We start from the raw sequence: 23131 nt of genomic DNA, 5'->3' as shown, positions 1-23131 counted from the left end.
GAAAGGCTTACATGTCGATTCCCTCGCTGGACCACTCCGCATCCGAATCCGCCATCGTCTCCCGGCTCCGGACCGCGGGCTGCGTCTTCGCCGAGGAAGAGGCGCAGATGATCATGTCCGCGGCCGGTGACGCCGCGGATCTGGAGGCGATGGTCGAGCGACGTGTCGTCGGTCTGCCGCTGGAGCACGTCGTCGGCTACGCGGAGTTCTGTGGCCTGCGCATCGAGGTCGACGCCGAGGTCTTCGTACCCCGGAGGCGTACGGAGGCACTCGTCCAGCAGGCGGCGGAGCTCGCGCCTCCGACGCGGGCCGTCGTCGTCGACCTGTGCTGCGGCTCCGGTGCGCTGGGGGTCGCACTCGCCGCGGCCCTGGACCAGGTCGAGCTGCACGCGGCGGACGTCGACCCGGCCGCCGTCCGCTGCGCCCGGCGCAATGTCACCCGGGCCGGGGGCGAGGTCTACGAGGGTGACCTCTTCGCGCCGCTGCCCGCCGGGCTGAAGGGCCGCGTGGACGTCCTGCTGTCCAACGTTCCGTACGTGCCCACCGTGGAGATCGAGCTGCTGCCCTCCGAGGCCCGCGACCACGAGGCACGCGTGGCGCTCGACGGTGGTGCGGACGGTCTGGAGGTCCTGCGGCGCGTCGTCTCCGAGGCGGCCGAGTGGCTGGCCCCGGGCGGCGTCCTGCTGTTCGAGACGAGCGAGCGCCAGGCCGACGAGGCCGTGGCCGCGGTCACCGGTGCCGGTCTGCTCGCGCGGGTGGCCACCGACGACGAACTGGACGCCACCGTCGTCATCGCGAGCCGCCCCGACGCCGGCTGAGGGAAAGAAGGACAGGGGGGAGAGGTCGTCATCCATGGAGAGTCACGCATTACGTAGCCCGTCCGATCGCACGTCCGATCGCCGCCCGCAGCTTCTCGCCATCAGCGACCTCCATGTCGCCCACGAGGAGAACAGGCGGCTCGTCGAAGAGCTCCGCCCGTCCTCGGACGGCGACTGGCTGATCGTCGCCGGTGACGTCGGGGAGATGGCCGAGCAGATCACCTGGGCGCTGCGGACGCTCAGCGAGAGGTTCGCCCGGGTGATCTGGAGCCCGGGCAACCACGAGCTGTGGACGCCGAACGAGGACCCGGTCCAGCTGCGGGGCGTCGAGCGGTACGAGTACCTGGTGGACGTCTGCCGCGGCCTGGGCGTGCTCACCCCGGAGGATCCGTACGCGCTGTGGGAGGGCGACGGCGGCCCGGTCCGGATCGCGCCCCTCTTCCTGCTGTACGACTACACCTTCCGTACGCCGACGGCCGCCGACAAGGAGGAGTCCCTCGCGCAGGCCTACGAGGCGGGGGTCGTGTGCACCGACGAGTTCTTCCTGCACCCCGACCCGTACGCGGGCCGCGAGGACTGGTGTGCGGCGCGGGTGGCCCTCACCGAGCGGCGCCTCGCGGAGTGCGACCCCGACGTCCCGCTCGTGCTGGTCAACCACTGGCCCCTGCTCCGCGAGCCCACGAGGATCCTGCGCTACCCGGAGTTCGCCCAGTGGTGCGGGACGGAACGCACGGCGGACTGGCACCGCCGGTTCAAGACCGCCGTGGCCGTCTACGGCCACCTCCACATCCCCCGGACCACCTGGCACGACGGCGTGCGCTTCGAGGAGGTGTCGGTCGGCTACCCGAGGGAGTGGAAGCGGCCCGGCCACCGCAGGGACGTGCCGCGTCCGGTTCTCGCACCGCGCGCTGCCCCGTGAGGGGACTTGTCGTCGTTCGGTAGCGGGTCTGGTCGGTTCGTCCTCCTGCCTCCCTCTCCGTTTTTGTGCCGGACCCGTCCGTAACGGTCGCCTTGGCTTCCCCCTTGTGGCCGTCCCGAGGATCCGTAAAATGTCACACACCATTACAGGGAGCGGAGTTCTTTCATGGCCCACGAGCATGCCCCGGACCACCGCGCCCACCCCTGGCACGGCATCATGGTCGCCACCGCCCTTCCCCTGCGCGAGGACCTCTCCGTCGACCACGACGCGTACGCGGAGCATGTGGCCTGGCTGATCGCCAACGGCTGCGACGGTGTCGTCCCGAACGGCTCCCTCGGCGAGTACCAGACCCTCACCGACGCGGAGCGCGCCCAGGTCGTCCGTACCGCCATCGCGGCGGCCGGCGACGGCGCGCGGGTCATGCCCGGTGTCTCCGCGTACGGGAGCGCCGAGGCGCGGCGGTGGGCCGAGCAGGCCGCCGAGGCCGGTGCCGGTTCGGTCCTGCTCCTGCCGCCGAACGCCTACCGCGCCGACGAGCGGGCCGTACGCGCCCACTACGCCGAGGTCGCCGCCGCGGGCCTGCCCGTCGTCGCGTACAACAACCCGATCGACACCAAGGTCGACCTCACGCCCGACGTGCTCGCGCGTCTGCACGGCGACGGCAGCATCGTCGCGGTCAAGGAGTTCAGCGGTGACGTCCGCAGGGCGTACGAGATCGCCGAACTCGCCCCGGATCTCGACCTCCTGGTCGGCGCCGACGACGTCCTCCTGGAGCTGGCCGTCGCGGGTGCGGTCGGCTGGATCGCCGGCTATCCCAACGCCCTGCCCCGCAGTTGCGCCACGCTCTACCGGGCCGCCGTCGCCGGCGACCTCGCCGCCGCGCTCCCGCTCTACACGGCGCTCCATCCGCTCCTGCGCTGGGACTCCAAGGTCGAGTTCGTCCAGGCGATCAAGCGCTCCATGGACCTCGCCGGACGCCACGGGGGAGCCACCCGGCCGCCCCGTGCGCCGCTGACACCCGAGCAGGACGCCGTCGTGCGCGCCGCGACCGAGAAGGCCCTCGCCGAGGGGCACGCGTGAGCGCCGTGACCTCACCGCGAAGGACCGGGCGCGTGAGCGCCCCACCCCCGCCGCGAACCTCCCGCGCGTGAGCGCCCCACCCCCGCCGCGAACCTCCCGCGCGTGAGCGCCCCACCCCCGCCGCGAACCTCCCGCGCGTGAGCGCCCCACCCGCGCCGCGAACCTCGCACGCGTGAGCGCCGTGCCCGCGCCGCGAACCTCGCACGCGTGAGCGCCGCACCCCCGCCGCGAACCTCCACCCACTCGTACGTCTGAAAGGGACTCCATGCGTACGCGTCATGTCTTCCATGCCGTCGACTCGCACACCGAGGGCATGCCCACGCGCGTGATCACCGGTGGTGTCGGGGTCGTTCCCGGCGCCACGATGGCCGAGCGCCGGCTGCACTTCATCGAGCACATGGACCACCTCCGTACGCTCCTGATGTTCGAGCCGCGGGGTCACGCGGCGATGAGCGGCGCGATCCTCCAGCCGCCCACCCGGCCCGACGCCGACTACGGCGTCCTCTACATCGAGGTGTCCGGTCTCCTGCCGATGTGCGGTCACGGCACCATCGGCGTCGCCACCGTCCTCGTCGAGACGGGCATGGTGCCGGTCGTCGAGCCCGTCACCACCGTCCGCCTCGACACCCCCGCCGGCCTCGTCAGCGTCGACGTCCAGGTGGAGAACGGCGCCGCGAAGGCGGTCACGCTCACCAACGTGCCCGCCTTCTCCGTCGGGCTCGACCTCAAGACGGAGGTGCCCGGGTTCGGGACCGTCACCTACGACCTCGCCTACGGCGGCAACTTCTACGCGTTCGTCGCACTCGACTCCCTGGGCCTGCCGTTCGACCGCGACCACAAGGACGAGCTGCTCGCGGCCGGGCTCGCCGTCATGGACTCGATCAACGCGGGCCCCGACCGGCCCGTGCACCCCCTGGACCCGGCCTTCGCCGGCGTGAAGCACGTCTACCTGGCCGCGCCCGGCTCGGACGCCGTCCGCTCGCGGCACGCGATGGCCATCCACCCGGGCTGGTTCGACCGTTCCCCGTGCGGCACCGGGACCAGCGCCCGCATGGCTCAGCTGCACGCCAGAGGCGAACTTCCGCTCGACACCGACTTCGTCAACGAGTCCTTCATCGGGACGGAGTTCACCGGGCGGCTCGTCGGCGAGACCGAGGTGGGCGGCGTGCCGGCCGTCGTCCCGACCGTCACCGGACGCGCCTGGATCACCGGCACGGCGCAGTACTTCCTCGACCCCGACGACCCCTTCCCCGCCGGGTTCCTCCTCTGATGGCGGGCAGAGAAACGTGACATTGTACGATGCCCCTCCGTAACTTCTCGGAGGGCGCACGATGGGTGACCTGAAACAGTACGGCCTCGTGAGAGCGCAGGAGCGGCTCCGCGACCAGGTCGGGCACGCCCTCCGGGCCGCCCTGATAGCCGGCGAACTCCGCCCCGGGCAGGTCTACTCGGCCCCCGGACTCGCCGCCGACCTCGGCGTCTCCGCGACCCCGGTCCGCGAGGCGATGCTCGACCTGGCCCGGGAGGGTCTGGTCGAGCCCGTACGCAACAAGGGCTTCCGCATCACCGAGGTCAGCGAACGGGACCTCGACCAGTTCACCGAACTGCGGACCCTCATCGAGGTCCCCACCATCGGCCGGGTCACGCGGACGGCCACCCGTGAGCAGCTGGAGGAACTCCGCCCGGTCGCCGAGGAGATCGTCTCCCGCGCGCGCGAGCACGACCTCATCGGCTATCTGGAGGCCGACCGCCGCTTCCATCTCGCCCTGCTCTCCCTGTCCGGAAACGAGCGTCTGGTCGAGACCGTCGGGGAGCTGCGCAAGCGCTCCCGCCTCTACGGCCTGACCGGTCTGGACGAGGCGGGCAAGCTGGTCTCCTCCGCCGAGGAGCACCTCGAACTCCTCGACCTGATGCTGGCCGGTGACGTCCACGAGGCCGAGGCCTGCATGAGCCGCCACCTCCGCCACGTCCGCTCCCTCTGGGCCGACGCCCACGACAAGCCGGCCGGGCGGACAGCGGCCCCGTAAGGAGGGCGCGGCGGCGGGATCCTGTTCGTCGAGGCGCGGGGAGAGAGCGCCAACTCCCTTGCTCCTGCTGGCAGTCCGAGCGACCTGGACAGTGTGCGGGCTGTCTATATGCTGATGGCATGTTTTCCTCCGCGTCCAGCTCCTCCGCGCCTGTTCCCGCCACCGCCTCGCGCCTGGCGGGCGTCGCGTCGTCGCCGGTACGGGAGATCCTGGCGCTCACCGCGCGCCCCGAGGTGATCTCCTTCGCCGGAGGCCTGCCCGCGCCCGAGCTGTTCGACGTCGCGGGAATCCGGGCGGCGTACGACCGCGTTCTGGCCGAGAACCCGCAGCAGGCGCTCCAGTACTCGACCACCGAGGGCGACCCGGAGCTGCGTACCGCGATCGCCGGCCGGCTCACGGCGCGCGACCTGCCCACGGACCCCGACGACCTGCTGGTCACCACCGGCTCGCAGCAGGCCCTCACCCTCCTCACGACGGCCCTCGTCGAACCGGGTGGCGTGGTGCTCGTCGAGGACCCCTGCTACCTCGCGGCCCTCCAGACCTTCGCCTTCGCCGGCGCCCGGATCGTCCCCGTGCCCACCGACGACCAGGGCGTCATCCCCGCCGCGCTGGAGGAGATCGTGGCGCGCGAGAAGGCCACCCTCCTCTACCTCGTCCCCACCTTCCAGAACCCCACCGGCCGCACGCTGCCCGCCGACCGGCGTGCCGCCGTCGCGGACGCCGCCGCGCGGCACGGGTTCTGGATCGTCGAGGACGACCCGTACGGCGAACTCCGCTACGACGGCGAGCGCGTCCCCTGGATCGCCGCCGATCCCGCGGCCGCCGACCGGACCGTCCTCCTCGGCTCCTTCTCCAAGGTGATGGCCCCCGGGCTCCGGCTCGGCTTCCTGCGCGCCCCCGCCGGTCTGCGCCGCGCCTGTGTGATCACGAAGCAGGCCGCCGACCTGCACACCTCCTCCATCGACCAGGCCGCGGCCGCGCGCTATCTGCGTGACAGCGACCTCGACGCGCACGTCGCGGGGATGCGGGACGCGTACCGGGAGCGCAGGGACGCCATGCTCGAAGGCCTGCCGGCCGCGCTCCCCGAGGGCAGCCGCTGGAACCGGCCGGACGGCGGCATGTTCATCTGGGCTCGCCTCCCCGAGGGCCACGACGCGACGGCGCTCCTCAAGACCGCCGTCGGCCACGAGGTCGCGTACGTACCGGGAGCGCCGTTCTTCTGCGGGGAGCCGGAAGCGGGCGCGATGCGGCTGTCGTTCACCACGCACTCGGCCGAGGAGATCAGGGAAGGCCTGCGCCGACTGGCGAAGACCTTCGCCTGACCTTCGCCTGACCTTCGCCTGACGGGCGCCGAGTGGCGCTGACGGGCGCCGAATGGCGGTGCCGCCCGGTGCCGAACGGCGGTGCCCGGCGCCGAATGCCCGTGGTCGCCGCCGAGTACTGCTTGCTGCCTGGTCATGACCTCGTGTCGTTGTTGGGCCGAACGGGTGAGGAGCGGGAGGATGTGCCCATGAGTAGGTACGAGAGGTACGACGTCACCGACGAGCAGTGGGAGGGCCTCGCCCAGGTCGTGCCCCTGCGCGGCCGTGACGAATGGCCGTCCAGGGTCGACCACCGCACGATCCCCGAGCAGTACGAGTCCGCCGAGCAGCGCCGCATGATCGTGCTGCGGGTCCAGGTGTTCGCCGACGCCCGTGAGGTCGCCGAGTACCTCATCGCCCAGATCCCGGTCCTCCTCGATCTGACGAGCGCCGACACCGATGTCGCCAAGCGCATCCTCGACTTCAGCAGCGGGGTCGTCTTCGGCCTCGGCAGCGGGATGCACCGCGTCGACCGGAACGTTTTCCTTCTTGCCCCGGCCGGTACGGAGGTCGAGGGCGCGGAGGGCGAGGACGGGGAGGAGGTCGTGGGCGGCAGGGCCGCCGGCGTCCCCCGTTCGTAGGAAGGTCATCTGGACGTAACGGTTCGTCAGAGAACGGCCTGCGTACGGTCCGGGCATGGACCTCACCGGCGGCAGCACGCTCGCCCGCACCCCCCACACCCAGCCCTCCGACGCCCCTGCCTCCAGCGCGCTTGCCGGGCGAGCGGGGACGGTTCCCGCGGCCGTACCCGGTGGCAGACCGGCGGCTGGGGAGGGAGCTGGGCCCCGAGTCGGGGCTGGAGTCGGTGCAGGCGTCGGTGTCGAAGCCGGGGCTGGGGCCGGGGTTGGAGTCGGGGTCGGCGTCGGCGTCGGCGTCGAAGCCGGGGTCGGAGTCGGTCTCGGGGTCGGTTTCGGGGTCGGGCGAAGGGCTGCTCGCCCGGTCGTCACCGAGTTGCGCCTGTCCGCGTTCGCCGGGCATCGCGGCGCCGTCCACGCGCTCGGGCCCGTCACCCTCTTCGCCGGGCCCAGCGGAAGCGGCAAGTCCACCATGCTCCGCGCGTACGAGGCGCTCGCCCGGCTCGGCGCGGGCGACTCCCTCGACGAGGTGTTCCCCGACGCCGCCGACTGCGTCCCCGAGCGCGCCCGGCCCGACGCCCAGGGCCGCCGCGGCTTCCGGATCGGTTGCACGGTCGACGGGCCGGCCGGCCCGGTCCACCTCGACCTCGCCGTCCAGGCCGAACCCCGGCTCCGCATCGTCGGCGAGCGCCTCACCGGCCGCGGCCGCACCCTGCTGGCCACCGCCCTGCGCGACCCCGGCCGCAGCACCGTCCAGGCCGAGTGGCACACGGCCGGCGCCACCCCCGTCACCCGGGCACCGCTCCCCGACGACCTCCTCGGTACGGCCCTGCTGCCGCTGCGGGTCGCGGGCAAGACCCCCGGACAGCTGGAGGTCCTGGCCGCAGCCGAGCAGCTCGTCATCGGGCTGCGCTCCGCCTTCCCCTGCGACCCCCGGCCCGAAGGGATGCGGGCTCCCGTCCTCCCCGGCGAAGGGCGGCTGCTCCGCGACTGCGCCAACCTCGCCGAGGTCCTGCACCGCACTCACACGGACTGCCCGCGCAGGCACCAACGCCTCGCGGCCGTGGCGGGCGCCGGCTGCGCCGGGCCTGTCACCGGTCTCGGCGTGCGGGAACTCCCGGACGGCACCGTCCGCGCGGTGCTCGAACGGGGCGGCCGGCCCGCGACTCCGCTCGGCCGCCTCGCCGACGGGGAACTGCGCTATCTGGCACTGGCGCTCACCCTCCTCACCGGGCCCGGCGTGCTCGCGATGGACCGGATCGCCGAGGTGCCGGATGCCATGCAGAGCCTGACCCTCCTCGCCGACGGCCTGGACCGGGGGCTCGACGGACGCCAGGTGCACGAGCTGCTCGGCCTTGCCGTGGGCATCGCGAACGACGGGCACATCCGGGTCGCGGGGGCGGTCGGGGAGCTGGGGGCGCGGGAGGCGCGGCGGACGCCGGGGGTGACGGTGGTAGACCTGGGCGTGTGACGGAGAACGAGACGGCCGGCGGCGAGACGGTGGCAGGCGCCAGGAGCGAGACGGTGGACAAGGGCATGGGGCGTGGGGACGCGGAGCGTGGGGGCGTGGAGGGTGAGGACGTGGAGCGTGGGGACGTCCAGCGCGTGGACGTGGAGCGTGGGGACGTAGAACGTGGGGGCGCGGCGAGCGGCGATGCGGCGGTTCAAGACGTGGCGTCGCTCCAGCGCAGGCTCGCCCAGTTCGCCGCCGCCCGCGACTGGCAGCCGTTCCACACGCCCAAGAACCTGGCCGCGGCGCTTAGCGTGGAGGCGTCCGAACTCCTCGAAATCTTCCAGTGGTTGACCCCTGACCAGGCAGAACGCGTGATGGACGACCCCGAGTCGGCACACCGTGTCGCGGACGAGGTCGCCGACGTCCTCGCCTATCTGCTCCAGTTCTGCGAGGTGCTCGGGGTCGATCCCCTGGTGGCGCTCGCGGCGAAGATCGACAGGAACGAGGTCCGATTCCCCGTCCGGAGGAGGGAAGGAGGGGACGCTGACGGGGCCGCTGACGCGGGCACTCCAGGAGATCGTCACTCTTCGGAGTGATCGACTTTTCCCCATCGAGCCTACTGTCCACAGATTTCCGAATTCCCCTGGTGTTGGGGCTCAGGCGGCCTCACTCTGGGTAGTGGAATGAGTGGGCGGTAAGTCGTACGAACGGGGGCGGCGTTGATGGAAGCGGAGAGGCTCATCGCGGCCGGGCGGCACGCGCTGGCGGGGAGCGGAACGGCACAGGACATCGTGGCGGAGGCCTGGCAGGCTCAGGCCCTCGCCCAGGCGATAGGGAGTCATCTCGCGCTCTGCGGGCCGCTGGAGCTGCGCGGCGAGGCGCGGGGGCTGAGCGAGATCGGGGAGTACCCGACGTGGGGGACGGGTGGGCCGCGTGCGGCGCAGTTGACCGAGGTGGGTGACCCGGTCGTGGCGTTGACCGCGCTCGGGGCGCTGCTCGGGGAGGTGGGGATCGCGCTCGTCGGGGTGGCCTGTGCCACCGACGAGGAGGGGCTCTACTGGCAGTGCATCGAGGCCATCGACGCGGTCGACGAGTCGAACGACCGGGTGGGCGGGATGCTGCGACGGCTCGCGGTCCGCGACAGGGAGCGGGCCCGTCCACCCGACCCCGCCCGAGGCCGGGCGGGCCCCGGGCCGGGTCCGGTGTGAAGGGTGAAACGTGAACGGCGGACGCCGGCCGGCGCGGACGGCGGACGGCGATCTGTAATCGGTCGGGGCGGTCGGGGCGGTCGGGGCGGTCGGGAGGCCGCGGTGGAGCTAGGAGAGCGGCCGCGCCTCGCCGGGGCCGGGCGGCTTTCGGAGTCGCGACCGGTGGGCTCGCGGCGGTCGTCGCCCTTGTGCGGGCCGGCGCCTTCGCGGAGGTCGACGCCTACCTGGCGGCCGGTGCCTTCGCGAAGGTCGGCGCCCTCGTGCCGGCCGGCGCCCTAGCGATGGTCGGTGTCCACCTGGCGGTCAGTGTCCACCTGGCGGTCAGTGGCCTCGCGGCGGCCTGTGGCCTCGCGGTTCTCGGTGCGCGGCGGTGTGGGCTCCGGGTCCAGGCGGTCGGCCGTGGACTGGATGTCCGCGTCGAGCTGGGAGAGGTCGGCGGAGAGCGCCGCCATCAGCTCCTCCATCTGCTGGAGCAGCCCTTTGGGGGCGCCGGCGTCCTTCTGTGCGGGCACGGACTGCGGCGCGGACTGCTCGGGCACGGCCCGCTCCGGCGCGGCTTCCTGGGACATGGCGGCCTCCTCGGCCCGGACCCCGCCGCCGTGGGCGGGGCACGAGAGAGAGCGACGCACCGGCAGCGGCCGCCGGCACGCGGGCCGGGCGGTCCGGCTCCGCCCGAGCCAACGACGGGTCCCCGGCCACGGTCACTGGCCAGGGCGGACGCGGCCCGCCACGGGGCCGGATATTCACCCGACAGGGCCGGAGCCGCCGGCGAGCTGACGGAGAGGTTGACACGCACCCGACGGTGCAGGATGGAGGCATGGATCTTCGCATCTTCACGGAACCCCAGCAGGGGGCCGACTACGACACCCTCCTCGCGGTGGCGCGGGCCACCGAGGAGCTCGGATTCGACGCCTTCTTCCGCTCGGACCACTACCTCAGCATGGGTTCGTCCGATGGCCTTCCCGGCCCGACGGACGCCTGGATCACCCTGGCCGGTCTGGCCAGGGAGACGAAGCGGATCCGTCTCGGCACGCTGATGACCGCCGGTACGTTCCGGCTTCCGGGGGTCCTCGCCATCCAGGTCGCCCAGGTCGACCGGATGTCCGGCGGCCGGGTCGAACTGGGGCTCGGCGCGGGCTGGTTCGAGGAGGAGCACAAGGCCTACGGCATTCCGTTCCCGAAGGAGAAGTTCGGCAGGCTGGAGGAGCAGCTGGCGATCGTCACCGGCCTGTGGGAGACCGAGCTCGGCAAGACCTTCTCCTACGAGGGGGAGTACTACCGGCTCACCGACTCGCCCGCGCTGCCGAAGCCCGCCCAGGACAGGATCCCGGTGCTGATCGGCGGGCACGGTGCGAGCCGCACACCGAGGCTCGCCGCGCGGTACGCGGACGAGTTCAACATCCCCTTCGCCTCGTTGGAGGACAGCGAGCGGCAGTTCGGACGGGTCCGGGCGGCGGCGGAGGCGATGGGCCGGCCGGCCGGCGACCTCGTGTACTCGAACGCGCTGGTCGTCTGTGTCGGCAAGGACGACGCGGAGGTGGCCCGCAGGGCCGCCGCCATCGGGCGGGACGTGGACGAGCTCAAGGCGAACGGTCTCGCGGGTTCGCCCGCCGAGGTCGTCGACAAGCTCTGGCGGTACGCGGCGATCGGCTCCTCACGGGTCTACCTCCAGGTCCTCGACCTGGACGACCTGGACCACCTGGAGCTGATCTCCGCGCGGGTCCAGTCACAGCTGGGGTGAGCGGGATGAGCGGGATGAGCGGGGTGAGCGGGATGAGCGGGGTGAGCGGGGTGAGCCGATGAAGCCGGGCCGTGCGCTCGCCGAGGCCTTCCGGGAGGGGCCACTCGTCCTTGACGGCGGGCTGTCCAACCAGCTGGAGGCGCAGGGCTGCGACCTCTCGGACGCGCTCTGGTCCGCGCGGCTCCTCGCCGACGGGCCCGAGCAGATCGAGGCGGCGCACGCGGTATACGTACGGGCCGGTGCCCGGGTGGTGACCACCGCCTCCTACCAGGCCACCTTCGAGGGCTTCGGCCGGCGGGGCGTGAGCCGGGCGGAGACCGAGCGGCTCCTCGCGCGGAGCGTGGAGCTGGCCAGGGCGGCGGCGGAGCGGGTCGGGGAGGAGGTCTGGGTCGCCGCGTCCGTCGGGCCGTACGGCGCGATGCTCGCGGACGGGAGCGAGTACCGGGGACGGTACGAGCTGTCCGTGCGGGAGCTCGAACGGTTCCACCGGCCCCGGATCGAGGCGCTCGCCGCGGCCGCGCCCGACGTCCTGGCCCTGGAGACGGTGCCGGACGTGGACGAGGCGGAGGCGCTGCTGCGGGCGGTCGAGGGGTGCGGGGTGCCCGTGTGGCTCTCGTACACCGTCGAGGGCGGGCGGACCAGGGCCGGGCAGGAGCCGGCGGAGGCCTTCGCGGTCGCCGCCGGGAACGACCAGGTCGTCGCGGTCGGGGTGAACTGCTGCGACCTGGAGGAGGCGGGGGCGGCAGTGGAGCTCGCCGTCGCCGTGACCGGCAAACCGGCCGTGGTCTACCCGAACAGCGGGGAGCGGTGGGACGCCGGAGCCAGGGGCTGGCGCGGCGACGGCACGTTCGACCCGTCCCTGGCCGCCGCCTGGGCGGGGGCCGGTGCCCGTCTGATCGGTGGTTGCTGCCGCGTCGGTCCGTCGGCGATCGGTGCTCTGGCCGCGGGCCTCGCCGCCGGGGCGCGCAAGCCGACGACGTAGTCGGAGGCGGCGGCAGCGGGGTGGGCCCGGGGCGCTGGGCGCGCGGAAAATGCCTGGTGGGGTGGGCAGGCGGCGCTCATACTCGGGCGTGTGTTCCTGACAATCAGTACGACCGGCAACCCGGAGCGACCCGCGACCGATCTCGGATTTCTGCTGCACAAGCATCCCGAGCGGGCGCAGGCGTTCTCGACCTCGCACGGCACCGCGCACGTCCTCTACCCCGAGGCGAGCGCCGAGCGGTGCACCGCGGCACTCCTCCTGGAGGTGGACCCCGTGGCGCTGGTGCGCCGCGGCAAGGGCAAGGGCAGGGGCGGCGCCCCCGACGCCGCGCTCGCGCAGTACGTGAACGACCGGCCCTACGCGGCGTCCTCGCTGCTGGCCGTGGCGCTCGCGAAGGTCTTCAAGACCGCGCTGCACGGTGTGTGCCAGGCGATGCCCGAGCGGGCCGCCGCTCCGCTGCCGCTGCGGATCGAGGTCCCCGCGCTCCCCGCCCGGGGCGGCGCCGAGCTCGTGCGCGCCCTCTTCGGGCCGCTGGGCTGGGACACGGTGGAGGCCGAACCGGTCGCGCTGGACGGGGAGTTCCCCGAGTGGGGCGACTCCCGGTACGTGCGGCTGGTGCTCGAAGGCGAGCTGCGGCTCGCCGACGCGCTCAACCAGCTGTACGTCCTGCTGCCCGTCCTCGACGACGCCAAGCACTACTGGGTCGCGCCCGACGAGGTCGACAAGCTGCTGCGCGCCGGGGACGGCTGGCTCGCCGGGCACCCGGAGCGGAAGCTGATCACCGCGCGCTACCTCGCTCGCCGCTGGGGCCTGACCAAGGAGGCCACGGACCGGCTCGAACTGGTGCGGCTCGCCGAGGCCGAGGGGCTCGACGTCGAGGACGTCGACAACGCCGTCGACGAGTCCAGCGACACGGAGGAGCGGCCCGTGCCGCTCGCCGAGCAGCGCAGGGAGGCGATCCTCGCCGCGCTGCACACCGCCGGAGCGAGCCGCGTGCTCGACCTGGGCTGTGGGCAGGGCCAGCTGGTGCAGGCACTGCTCAAGGACGTGCGCTTCGCGGAGGTCGTGGGCGTCGACGTGTCCGTGCGGGCGCTGACCGTCGCCGCGCGCCGGTTGCGGCTCGACCGGATGGGGGAGCGGCAGGCCGCCCGGGTCACGCTGCTCCAGAGCTCGCTCGCGTACACCGACAAGCGGCTCGCCGGCTACGACGCGGCCGTGCTCAGCGAGGTGATCGAGCACCTGGACCTGCCGAGGCTGCCGGCGCTGGAGTACGCGGTGTTCGGCGCGGCCCGGCCCCGTACGGTGCTCGTGACCACGCCGAACGTCGAGTACAACGTGCGCTGGGAGTCCCTGCCGGCCGGACACGTCCGGCACGGCGACCACCGCTTCGAATGGACCCGGGAGGAGTTCCGGGGCTGGGCGGCCGGAGTCGCGGGACAGCACGGGTACGGCGTCGAGTTCGTTCCCGTCGGACCTGACGACCCCGAGGTCGGGCCGCCCACACAGATGGCCGTCTTCACCCGTACCGAGACCGCGACCGAGACCGCGACCGACGAGACCTTGAAGGAGGTCACGGCATGACCCGCACCCTGCCCGTCACCGACCTGTCCCTCGTGGTGCTCGTCGGCGCCACCGGCTCCGGCAAGTCCACCTTCGCCCGGCGGCACTTCAAGCCGACCGAGATCGTCTCCTCCGACTTCTGCCGGGGGCTCGTCGCCGACGACGAGAACGACCAGTCCGCGAGCAAGGACGCCTTCGACGTCCTGCACTACATCGTCGGCAAGCGCCTTGCGGCGGGACGGCTGACCGTCGTCGACGCCACGAACGTGCAGCAGGAGCCCAGGCGCCAGCTCGTCCAGCTGGCCAGGTCCCACGACGTGCTCCCGATCGCGATCGTCCTCGACCTGCCGGAGGACGTCTGCCGCAGCCGGAACGCCGGCCGTCCCGACCGGGCGGACATGCCCGCGCACGTCATCCAGCGCCACCGCCGCGAGCTGCGCCGCTCGCTGCGCGGACTGGAGCGCGAGGGCTTCCGCAAGGTCCACGTCCTGCGTTCCGTCGAGGAGGTGGAGGAGGCCGGGATCGTCCTGGAGCGCCGCTTCAACGACCTGCGCCACCTCACCGGCCCCTTCGACATCATCGGCGACATCCACGGCTGCCGCTCCGAGCTCGACACCCTGCTCGCCAAGCTCGGCTATGTGGACGGCCACCACCCCGAGGGGCGTACGGCCGTCTTCGTCGGCGACCTCGTCGACCGGGGCCCCGACTCGCCGGGCGTCCTGCGGCGCGTCATGGTCATGGTCGCCTCGGGCGACGCCCTGTGCGTCCCCGGCAACCACGAGAACAAGCTCGGCCGCTGGCTGAAGGGGAAGAAGGTCCAGCAGACGCACGGGCTCGCCGAGACGATCGAGCAGCTGGAGGGCGAGAGCGAGGAGTTCCGGGCGAGAGTCGCGGAGTTCATCGAGGGGCTCGTCAGCCACTACGTCCTCGACGGCGGCGCCCTCGTCGTCTGCCACGCCGGGCTGCCGGAGAAGTACCACCTCCGCAACTCCGGCCGGGTGCGCTCGCACGCGCTGTACGGGGACACCACCGGGGAGACCGACGAGTTCGGGCTGCCGGTGCGCTACCCGTGGGCCGAGGACTACCGGGGCCGGGCCGCCGTCGTCTACGGCCACACACCCGTACCGAACACCTCCTGGATCAACAACACCATCTGCCTCGACACCGGGGCCGTCTTCGGCGGGAAGATGACCGCGCTGCGCTGGCCGGAGCGCGAGATCGTCGACGTACCGGCCGAGCGGGTCTGGTACGAGCCGGCCAGGCCGCTCGCGACCGAGGCGCCCGGCGGGCACGAGGGACGCCCCCTCGACCTGGCCGACGTGCACGGCCGGCGGATCGTGGAGACCCGGCAGCTCGGGAACGTCGCCGTGCGCGAGGAGAACGCGGCGGCGGCCCTGGAGGTCATGAGCCGCTTCGCCGTCGACCCGCGCCTGCTCGCCTACCTGCCGCCGACGATGGCCCCGACCGCCACCTCGCGCGCCGAGGGATATCTGGAGCACCCGGCCGAGGCCTTCGCGCAGTACCGGGCGGACGGCGTCGAGCGGGTCGTGTGCGAGGAGAAGCACATGGGCTCCCGGGCCGTGGCCCTGGTCTGCCGGGACGAGGAGGCGGCGCGCGAGCGCTTCGGTGTCAGCGGCGTGACCGGCGCCCTTTACACCCGTACCGGACGCCCGTTCTTCGGCGACCAGGCCGTCACCGAGCAGGTCCTCGACCGGCTGCGGACCGCGATCGGCGCCGCCGGCCTGTGGGACGAGCTCGCCGCGTCGGACAGCGCCTCCGGCGCGGGCGACTGGCTGCTGCTCGACGGCGAGCTGATGCCGTGGTCGCTGAAGTCGGCCGGGCTGCTGCGCTCGCAGTACGCGGCGGTCGGCGCCGCCTCCGGCGCCGTCCTCCCCGGGGCGATCGCCTCCCTGGAGCGGGCGGTGGCGCGCGGGGTCGAGGGGCTCGACGGGCTCCTCGCCAAGCAGCGGGAGCGGAAGGTGGACGCGGCCGCGTTCACCGAGGCGTACCGCAGGTACTGCTGGCCGACCGAGGGCCTGGAGGGCGTGCGGTTCGCGCCCTTCCAGCTCCTCGCGGCGCGCGGTCGCTCGTTGGCCGCCGTCCCGCACGACGAGCAGCTGGCCTGGCTCGACCGCCTGGTCGAGCACGACCCGACCGGGCTGCTCCAGGTCACCCGCAGGCTCGTCGTCGACACCCGCGACGAGGCCTCGGTCCGCGCGGGCACCGACTGGTGGCTGGAGCTGACCGGAGCCGGCGGCGAGGGCATGGTCGTCAAGCCGCTGGCGGCGCTCGTCCGCGACGCCAAGGGGCGGCTCGGGCAGCCCGGTGTGAAGGTGCGCGGCCGGGAGTACCTGCGGATCATCTACGGTCCGGAGTACACCCGTCCGGAGAACCTGGAGCGGCTGCGGCAGCGCTCCCTCGGCCACAAGAGGTCGCTGGCGCTGCGCGAGTACGCGCTCGGCCTGGAGGCGCTGGACCGGCTCGCGGAGGGGGAACCGCTCTGGCGGGTCCACGAGGCCGTCTTCGCGGTCCTCGCCCTGGAGTCGGAGCCGGTCGACCCGAGGCTCTGAACCGGGGTGCCGGGGCCGGCGGTTCTCCGGTTCCGTGAGGTATCCGTCCTGCTCGTCCGTGCTGCTCCGGCGGGGGGCGCAGGGGCGCCGACAGTGGCGCTCCCCTGCGCCCCCCGTGCTCGTTGACGCCGCCGTTCCGCACCTCTAGCGTTCTTCACCCCGAGAGGTGACGCAGCGTCAACAATGTGGCGAGGCAAGCCACATGAGGCGCGAACGCACACACGAGAGGCACCGGACGACCACCGGTGGGCGGCCTTCCCCGAGGGCCGCCGGAGGGCACGGGGGTGAACGGGTGATGAGTCTCTTCGGCCAGGACCGCTCCTTCCTCCACGCCCTCCCGGCGGCCGACCGCCGCTCCCTGATCGCCGAGGGTGCCCGCCGCACCTACGAGCCGGGGGAGGTGATGATCCGTGAACACGACACCAGCGCCTACGTCCTCGTGCTGCTCTCCGGCTGGTCCGTCGTCTCCGTCGGCACCGAGCGCGGCTCCCGGCTCATCCTCGCCCTGCGCGGGGCCGGAGAGGTCGTCGGCGACCTCGCCGCCGTCGACCTGCGCCCGCGCAGCGCCACCGTCACCGCGCTCGGAGCGGTCGAGGCGGTGGCCGTCTCGGGCGACCGCTTCCGGCACTTCCTCGCCGCCCGACCGCACGCCACCTCGCTGATCATGCGCCAGCTCGCCACCCGGTTGCGCAGTGCCGACGTCGAACGCCGCGCGCTCGCCTCCGAGACCGTCCTCCAGCGCCTCGCGGCCCGTCTCGTCGAACTGGCGGAGCGCGCGGGCCGGCAGGCCGACAGCGGGACCGTACTCGAACTACCGCTGCCTCAGCACGACTTGGCAGCGGCCATCGGAGCCACCCGGGAGGCGGTGGCCAAGGCGCTGCGCCTGCTGCGGGAGCAGGACGTCGTCCGGACCGCGAACCGCACCGTCATCGTCATCGACATGCGGGTCCTCGTCCTGCTCGCCGAGGGGCGTGCGCGCCCCCACGCGGAACAGGCGGACGAATCTCCGCCGGATGTGTAAACGGCTACATCGCCGGTCGCGGAACACGGCCAGCCTGGAAGCGCACCACCACGGCACCAACGGCACCACGGCATCCGACAGGGGGTCCGAGTGAGCAGCGCGGGAGTGAACGGGGCGCACGGTGAGGCGAGTTCCGGCCGGGAGGCCGCCTCGGGCGGGATCCACCGGTTCGTCGTCCTCGGCGACATCTGCGGGTCCGGCACCCTGGACATGGCCGAGAAGGAGCTGCACCGCGCGGCGATGTACGCGGCGTTCGACGAGGCCTACGCCTCCGTCGGTGTCGAGCCCGGCACCTTCCACCAGGAGGACCGGGGGGACGGCATCCTCGCCGCACTGCGCCCCGACATGCCGCCGAGGCTCATGGTCGGACGGTGGATCGACACCCTGTACGAGAGCCTCCGCGCCCACAACACGGGCCGGAACCGGCGGCTGCGCCTGCGGATCGGCATGAACGCCGGGCTCGTGGTCCAGGACCGGTACGGCCTCGTCGGGCGGGCGGTGGACCTCGCCGCACGGCTCTGCGACAGCCCCACGGCCAAGCGGATCATGGCGGAGGCCCCCGAGGTCGACCTGCTCGTCGTGGTCTCCGACTGGCTGTACGGGAACGTGGTCGCCGAGGGCGGGCGGTACGTGGAGCCGGACCACTACCGGCGGGCCCGGATCCGGTCCAAGGAGACCGACGAGGCCGCCTGGTTCCACGTCCCGCGCCGGACCGCGCCGCCGCTGATCGGGCCCGAGGGGGAGGACGGGGCGGCGACGCCCGCGGCGCGGGGTGTGCCGGAGGTGGGTTCGGGAGCCGGCGTCGGGCCGTCGCGGGGGGACGGCCCAACGCCCCGAACCGGGGGCGGGAACCGCACGTACAACGTCGGTGGAGATCTGCTCGACATCCACCACAACACGATCCACGGCCCCTTCACCGGCATCCGCAAGGACCCGGGGGACCGGGGGGAGCGGGCCGGCCGAGGGGACCGGGGCGGCCAGGGGGCGGGTGAGTCGGAGTGAGCGACCACGACGACGGTGCCTCCTCGAACGAACCCCTGGACGCGGGCCGCGGCGGAGACGACCGGGGCGGGGAGCGCGGCGGGGAGCGGGGGCCGGACCGGGGTGCTGGGCGCGGGGAGCGGGGGCCGGACCGGGGTGCGGGGCGCGGGGACCGGGAAGGCGACCGGCAGGGCGCGTCCGACCGGGGGGACGGCCCGGGGGACCAGCCGCGCGAGCCCAGCGTCTTCGCGTCCGCGGGCGGCGGCCCCCTCGGCGGCGAGGGCGACACGGGCGGCGCCGCCACGGCGCGGCGCGCCGTCCGGACCTGGGCGAGCATGGCGGGTGACCGCCACACCAGCATCCAGGGCGACGGCACCGTCTACGAGGGCAACCAGTTCTTCTCGCTGTACGCCTCCGACCGCGCCGCCCACTTCGTCCGGGGCCCCGTCCCGCCCGAGACGCTCGACCATCTCGGCCGGGTGTACTGCGAGACCGCCGGATACCAGCGGATGAAGCGGCGGCTCAGTGAGCATCGCGTCCTCGTCCTCTGCGGCGAGCCGGGCAGCGGCCGCAAGGCCACCGCGCTCGCCCTCCTCGGCGAGCTCGCCGACGACAAGGTCTTCCGGCTCGACCCGCGCCACGGCGTCGACGAGATCACGGAAGAGGCCCTCCAGGAGGGCGGCGGCCACCTGATGGAGTTGCTCACCGAGGACATGCGCACGGAGAGCGAGCCACGGAACTCCCGCTCCGGCCCGGGCGGCGACGGCACCGCCGCGCGCCGCCCCGCCGCCCGCCTCTCCGAACTGCACCTGGACCGCTTCGCGGAGCTGCTGCGCGGGGTCGACGCGTACGGGATCGTCCTCGTCGAGAACGGCGAGCTCGCCGACAGGCTGCTGCGCGGGCGGTACGGGACGTACTGTCCGCCGCCGCCGGCCGACGAGGTCCTTGGGCGCCATCTGCGGGACCTGCTGCGGGCCGAGCCCGCCGAGGCCCTCGACGCGGCGCGGGCGCTCGCCGGCCGTTCCGACGTCGTCACGGCCCTCGGCCTGGAGGAGCTGCGCCCGCGCGAGGCCGCCCGGCTCGCCGACCATCTCGCCCGTCACTGGCGCGGGGAGGTGACGGAGGAGCAACTCCTCGCCGACTGCGCCTCGTTCGTGACGTCACAGGCCCGCGAGTGGTTCGCCGGCGCCGACCGCCCCGGCACGCTGCCCGAGGCGCTCCCCGTCCTGAACGCGGGAGCGTTCCGTATCGCCGTCGCGGTCTTCGACGGCTCGGCCTACAGTCTCGCCGCCGAGGCCGCCGAACTCCTCGCCTGGGAGCTCGCCGTCACTCTTGACCCCGAACACGCCCCAGGGCGACGCCTGTTCAGCACGCACGCCGAGCACCGGCCGGTGCAGGCGCGGGCCGTCCTGGAGGACGGGCAACTGGACCTCGGCCCGGCGAAGGTGCCGGTGCGGGCCGTCCGCTTCCAGGGCGAGGCACTGGCCGGAGCCGTACTCGGCGAGATCTGGCACGGCTACCACAACGTCCGGGGCCCGGTGGCACGTTGGCTGCGCTCCCTGTGCGACGACCCGCGACCCGAGGTGTGGGTGCGGGCCTCGATCGCCGCGGGCGTGCTCTGCTCCTGGGACTGGATCCACGGATTCAGTGAGCTGATCACGCCCCTCGCCGTGACGGACGCGCCCGTGGCCCGCCTGGCCGCCGCGACCGCGCTCGCCGAGTCCGCCCGGGACGCCCGCATCCGGCCGGCCGTCGCCGCCGTGCTCAAGGACTGGGCCGTGTCGGAGGACTCCGGTCTCGTCGGGACCGCCCTGCTGGCCCACGGCTACGTGCTCGCCGCCGGCGACGTGCCCCGCTCGCTCGACGCGCTCGCCCGGGTCGTCCGGGTCCACGAGGCGTCCGACGGTGACGTCCTCGGACCCGCGGCCTTCAGCGCGGCCCGGCTGCTCGCCTCGGGGGAGCCCGAGCCCGTGCTGCGGCGCTTCGACCAGTGGCTCGACGACGGCCGGCTCAGCCTCGCGAACCTGACCCATCTCGCCCTCATCCGCGCGCTGAGCACCCGGACCACTCACTTGTGGGGCCTGCGGGACGTGCCCGAGCTCGACCCGCACGCGGCCCGCCCGCTGCTCGTCGCCCTGCTCGCCACCCGCCCAGGGCTCGCGCCCGAACTGGCCCGGCTGCTGCGGCACACGCTCGCCACGGCACGCTCCGGCGAGGTGGCGCTGGAGGCCCTCGGAGGCATGCTCCGGCGGGCCGCGAAGGACGAGGAGGCGCTGGGTCATGTGTGCCGCTTCCTGCCGCTCCTGGCCGTGGACCGTCGTGACCGCGATCGCCTCAGAGGCCTGCTGAACGAGCTGGTCCGGGACCGCGACAGGCCCCTGGACAGAGGCGCGGCGCGGCGCATGTGGGACGCCGTGACGGAAGGAGTCAACCGATGACCGGGCCCGAGCGGGACGGGGGCGCGCGACCGGACGAGCGGGCGCGATGGGACGAGCGGACGCCGGACGGAAGGGCTCCGGACGGGCGGGCGCGGCAGCGGTACGAGGACGCGCCCGGGCGTGCGCGGGACGACAGGGAACGGCAGCAGCGGTACGAACGCGAACGGCAGCGGTACGACGCACCGGGCGAGGCGCGCAACGGAGGCCGGGGCGACCAGGACCGCGACCGGGATCGCGACCAGGACCGCGATCGGGGCCGGGGCGAGGATCGGGATCGGCTTCCGGGTCGGGAGCGCGAACCGGAGCGCGGACAGGGGCAGGAGGGTGCAAGGGTGCCGGAGAGCCGGGAACGGAACGGGGGACGGGAAGCGGCGCGGGACGGGTCGCGGGGCGGGGTGGGAGGTGGGGCGCGGGGCGAGGGCCGGGCGGGCGAGCGGCGGGGCCCGGCGGCCTCAGGGCGCCCGCGCGGACCGCTCCTCGGCGAGTACGCGCCCCCGTACCGTCGCCGGAGCGGCCGGGTCGCCGCCGTGCTCCTCTACCGCAACGGCGGTCACCGGGTGGTCTGGCCGGACCGCAACGAGGACGTGAACAAGCCGCTGATCGGCTCCCCGTACACCGTCTTCGAGGTCCAACTCGGCAGAAACGTGACGGAGTTCCGGCTCCAGCTGCCCGCCGCCGGGGACGGCGTCTTCTTCGAGGCCGTCGCCAGGGTCCAGTGGGTGGTGACCGATCCGCACCTCGTCGTCCAGGAACAGGTCGAGGACGTCGCCGAGTTGCTGCACGACGAGCTGCTCGACGGACTGCGTAGGCTGTCCCGGAGGTTCCGGATCACCGAGGCGCAGCGCGCCGACGAGGCGGTGCGGGACGAGCTGGACGCCGGCCGTCTCAGCCTCGGCCGGGACATCGGGCTGAAGACCCGGGTCCATGTCTTCATCGACCTCGACGACCTGGTGAAGGCCGAGGTCCACCGGCGTGACCGGATCAGCGTGACCATGGAGGCGGACGCGCGCGAGGCCGAGGCGGAGCGCCGCAAGGACGCGGCCGACCGGGCACGGATCGCCGAACGGGCCCGCGAGATCGAAGCCCTCTTCCAGCGCGGCGACCTGGCCCAGATCGCCCACCACATGGCGACGCACCCGGACAAGCAGTGGGAGATGCGCATGCAGCTCCAGCGGGAGCGGCGCGAGGGCCAGGAGGACTACCTGGCCGTCTTCAACCGCCTCCTGGACACCGGGGTCCTGGAACGGCACGACATCGGCGAGCAGATGTACCAGGTGCTCATGTACCTGCGGACCCAGACCGGCAACGTCGTCGGCGGCATCACCGACCACGTACTCAACCCCTCGGGCGGAGAAGGTGGTTCGCGGGCGCGGCGCGCCCTGGAGGAGGGCACCCCGGAGCCGATACGACCCGACTGGGGCGACGAGCTCGGGGAGCACGGGGACAGCCGGAATCGCGGGGAGCCCCGGGAGCGCGGTGACGCCCCGCCCGTCCGGAGGGTCTACGAGCCGACGCGCGTCGAGTCCGGCTCCGACCGGGAGCGCGAGCGCGAGCGGGGCAGGGGCAGGGCCAGGGGCGAGGGCAGGAGGCGGGAGGAGCACCGCGACGGGGACCGGGACAGGCACAGGGACGAGTACGGGTACGGGGACCGGGGGCAGGGCCGGCGGGGCGGTGAGCGTGGCCGGTACGAGCGGGACGACTCGTACGACCCGTTCGACCGGTTCGACCGCGACGATCCGTACGACCGCGAGCGCGCCGACCGGTCGGGGACGGTCTCCGGACCGGGGCCCACGCGCCCCGGCCGCCCCAGCGAGGCGTTCGACGACTGGGAGGACGAGTGACGACCCCGGACCCGGCCGCGTCTCCGCCGCATGCCGGCCCCGTCCCCGGCCCCGGTCCCGCCCCCACCCCGACCCCCGCCCCTGTGGCGCCCGAAGAGCTGCGGTTCATGGCCGAGCGGCTGCTCTCCACCGTCCGTGAGGACATCGGGCGGGCCGACACCAAGGCCGCGATCCTGCTCTCCGGCGCCCTCGCCTTCCTCGCGGTCGTGTTCTCCGGAGACCGCGGCCCGATGCCCACGGCCGGTGCCGGGCTCGCCCTCCTGCTCGTGGCGGGTGCGCTGTGGACCGCGGGCGTCCTGATGCTCGTGTCGGTGGTCCTGCCCCGCACGCGGATAGGGGCGGACCGCACGCTGCTTCGCGACCTGGCGGCCGGGCGGTCCGAGGGCGAACTGCGCGAGCGGCTCGCCCCGCCCGGCGCCGACGCCACCGGCTGGCTCCTCGAACAGGCCAGCGTGCACGGGCTCGTGCTCGCGGCGAAGTACCGGTGGCTGCGCCTGGGCGTGTGCGCGCTCGCGCTCGGCGCCCTCCTGGCCCTCCTCAGCGAACTGTGGTGAGA

20 protein-coding genes are annotated in these 23131 nt (G+C 73.6%); 19 read left to right on the top strand and 1 reads right to left on the bottom strand.

Features of this window, described 5'->3' with window-relative positions:
• The first annotated feature begins 11 nt into the window (after positions 1-11).
• The 10 genes from ACWFR1_RS05240 to ACWFR1_RS05195 all read left to right on the top strand — a co-directional run bounded on the left by ACWFR1_RS05240 (position 12) and on the right by ACWFR1_RS05195 (position 9441).
• Positions 12-818, top strand: coding sequence for a putative protein N(5)-glutamine methyltransferase (locus ACWFR1_RS05240; RefSeq protein ID WP_453546664.1), 807 nt, complete (start codon positions 12-14; stop codon positions 816-818).
• Positions 819-852: 34 nt separating this feature from the next.
• Positions 853-1737 carry a metallophosphoesterase family protein gene (locus tag ACWFR1_RS05235; RefSeq protein ID WP_453546662.1) on the top strand — a complete coding sequence of 295 codons (885 nt, stop codon included), beginning with the start codon at positions 853-855 and terminating at the stop codon, positions 1735-1737.
• A 165-nt stretch (positions 1738-1902) separates the two neighbouring features.
• Positions 1903-2817, top strand: coding sequence for a dihydrodipicolinate synthase family protein (locus tag ACWFR1_RS05230; RefSeq protein WP_453546660.1), 915 nt, complete (start codon positions 1903-1905; stop codon positions 2815-2817).
• Positions 2818-3082: 265 nt separating this feature from the next.
• Positions 3083-4087: a proline racemase family protein gene (locus ACWFR1_RS05225; RefSeq protein WP_453546658.1), complete on the top strand. Its 1005-nt coding sequence runs from the start codon at positions 3083-3085 to the stop codon at positions 4085-4087.
• 61 nt (positions 4088-4148) lie between these two features.
• Complete coding sequence (locus tag ACWFR1_RS05220) at positions 4149-4844, top strand: GntR family transcriptional regulator (protein ID WP_453546656.1); 696 nt, start codon at positions 4149-4151, stop codon at positions 4842-4844.
• A 119-nt stretch (positions 4845-4963) separates the two neighbouring features.
• Entirely contained in the window at positions 4964-6166 is a 1203-nt protein-coding gene (locus ACWFR1_RS05215) for an aminotransferase-like domain-containing protein (protein ID WP_453546654.1), read from the top strand.
• 188 nt (positions 6167-6354) lie between these two features.
• A complete protein-coding gene (locus ACWFR1_RS05210) occupies positions 6355-6786 on the top strand; it encodes a cell division protein SepF (protein WP_453546652.1) in 432 nt (143 codons plus the stop codon).
• A gap of 55 nt (positions 6787-6841) precedes the next feature.
• A complete protein-coding gene (locus ACWFR1_RS05205; RefSeq protein WP_453546650.1) occupies positions 6842-8251 on the top strand; it encodes an ATP-binding protein in 1410 nt (469 codons plus the stop codon).
• A gap of 200 nt (positions 8252-8451) precedes the next feature.
• Positions 8452-8829 (top strand): nucleotide pyrophosphohydrolase, encoded by a 378-nt coding sequence (locus ACWFR1_RS05200; RefSeq protein ID WP_453546885.1) that lies wholly within the window; start codon positions 8452-8454, stop codon positions 8827-8829.
• 126 nt (positions 8830-8955) lie between these two features.
• Positions 8956-9441 (top strand): DUF6099 family protein, encoded by a 486-nt coding sequence (locus ACWFR1_RS05195; RefSeq protein WP_453546648.1) that lies wholly within the window; start codon positions 8956-8958, stop codon positions 9439-9441.
• A gap of 275 nt (positions 9442-9716) precedes the next feature.
• On the opposite strand, the gene ACWFR1_RS05190 is transcribed toward ACWFR1_RS05195, so the two are convergent.
• Entirely contained in the window at positions 9717-10010 is a 294-nt protein-coding gene (locus tag ACWFR1_RS05190; RefSeq protein WP_453546646.1) for a hypothetical protein, read from the bottom strand.
• Positions 10011-10258: 248 nt separating this feature from the next.
• Between ACWFR1_RS05190 and ACWFR1_RS05185 the strand changes: the two genes are divergently transcribed.
• The 9 genes from ACWFR1_RS05185 to ACWFR1_RS05145 all read left to right on the top strand — a co-directional run bounded on the left by ACWFR1_RS05185 (position 10259) and on the right by ACWFR1_RS05145 (position 23129).
• Entirely contained in the window at positions 10259-11182 is a 924-nt protein-coding gene (locus ACWFR1_RS05185) for an LLM class F420-dependent oxidoreductase (RefSeq protein WP_453546644.1), read from the top strand.
• A gap of 58 nt (positions 11183-11240) precedes the next feature.
• Positions 11241-12164, top strand: a complete 924-nt coding sequence (mmuM, locus tag ACWFR1_RS05180; RefSeq protein ID WP_453546642.1) for a homocysteine S-methyltransferase — start codon at positions 11241-11243, stop codon at positions 12162-12164.
• Positions 12165-12254: 90 nt separating this feature from the next.
• The gene (locus ACWFR1_RS05175; protein WP_453546640.1) at positions 12255-13745 is read left to right on the top strand and encodes a 3' terminal RNA ribose 2'-O-methyltransferase Hen1; all 1491 of its coding nucleotides are present in this window, start codon (positions 12255-12257) and stop codon (positions 13743-13745) included.
• On the top strand, positions 13742-16294 hold the full coding sequence (locus ACWFR1_RS05170) for a polynucleotide kinase-phosphatase (protein ID WP_453546638.1): 2553 nt from the start codon (positions 13742-13744) through the stop codon (positions 16292-16294). The genes ACWFR1_RS05175 and ACWFR1_RS05170 overlap by 4 nt, the downstream gene beginning before the upstream one ends.
• Positions 16295-16589: 295 nt before the next feature.
• Positions 16590-17315, top strand: a complete 726-nt coding sequence (locus ACWFR1_RS05165) for a Crp/Fnr family transcriptional regulator (protein ID WP_453546636.1) — start codon at positions 16590-16592, stop codon at positions 17313-17315.
• 90 nt (positions 17316-17405) lie between these two features.
• A complete protein-coding gene (locus tag ACWFR1_RS05160) occupies positions 17406-18317 on the top strand; it encodes a hypothetical protein (protein ID WP_453546633.1) in 912 nt (303 codons plus the stop codon).
• The gene (locus ACWFR1_RS05155) at positions 18314-20734 is read left to right on the top strand and encodes an nSTAND3 domain-containing NTPase (RefSeq protein WP_453546631.1); all 2421 of its coding nucleotides are present in this window, start codon (positions 18314-18316) and stop codon (positions 20732-20734) included. The genes ACWFR1_RS05160 and ACWFR1_RS05155 overlap by 4 nt, the downstream gene beginning before the upstream one ends.
• The gene (locus ACWFR1_RS05150) at positions 20731-22575 is read left to right on the top strand and encodes a hypothetical protein (RefSeq protein ID WP_453546629.1); all 1845 of its coding nucleotides are present in this window, start codon (positions 20731-20733) and stop codon (positions 22573-22575) included. The genes ACWFR1_RS05155 and ACWFR1_RS05150 overlap by 4 nt, the downstream gene beginning before the upstream one ends.
• Positions 22572-23129, top strand: a complete 558-nt coding sequence (locus ACWFR1_RS05145) for a Pycsar system effector family protein (protein WP_453546627.1) — start codon at positions 22572-22574, stop codon at positions 23127-23129. Before ACWFR1_RS05150 ends, ACWFR1_RS05145 begins: the two co-directional genes overlap by 4 nt.
• Positions 23130-23131 lie beyond the last annotated feature (2 nt).

It is taken from the genome of Streptomyces sp. NPDC055103 (assembly GCF_053607625.1).
The sequence above is the reverse complement of the archived record's forward strand: the minus strand, read 5'-3'. Positions and strand labels throughout refer to the sequence as shown.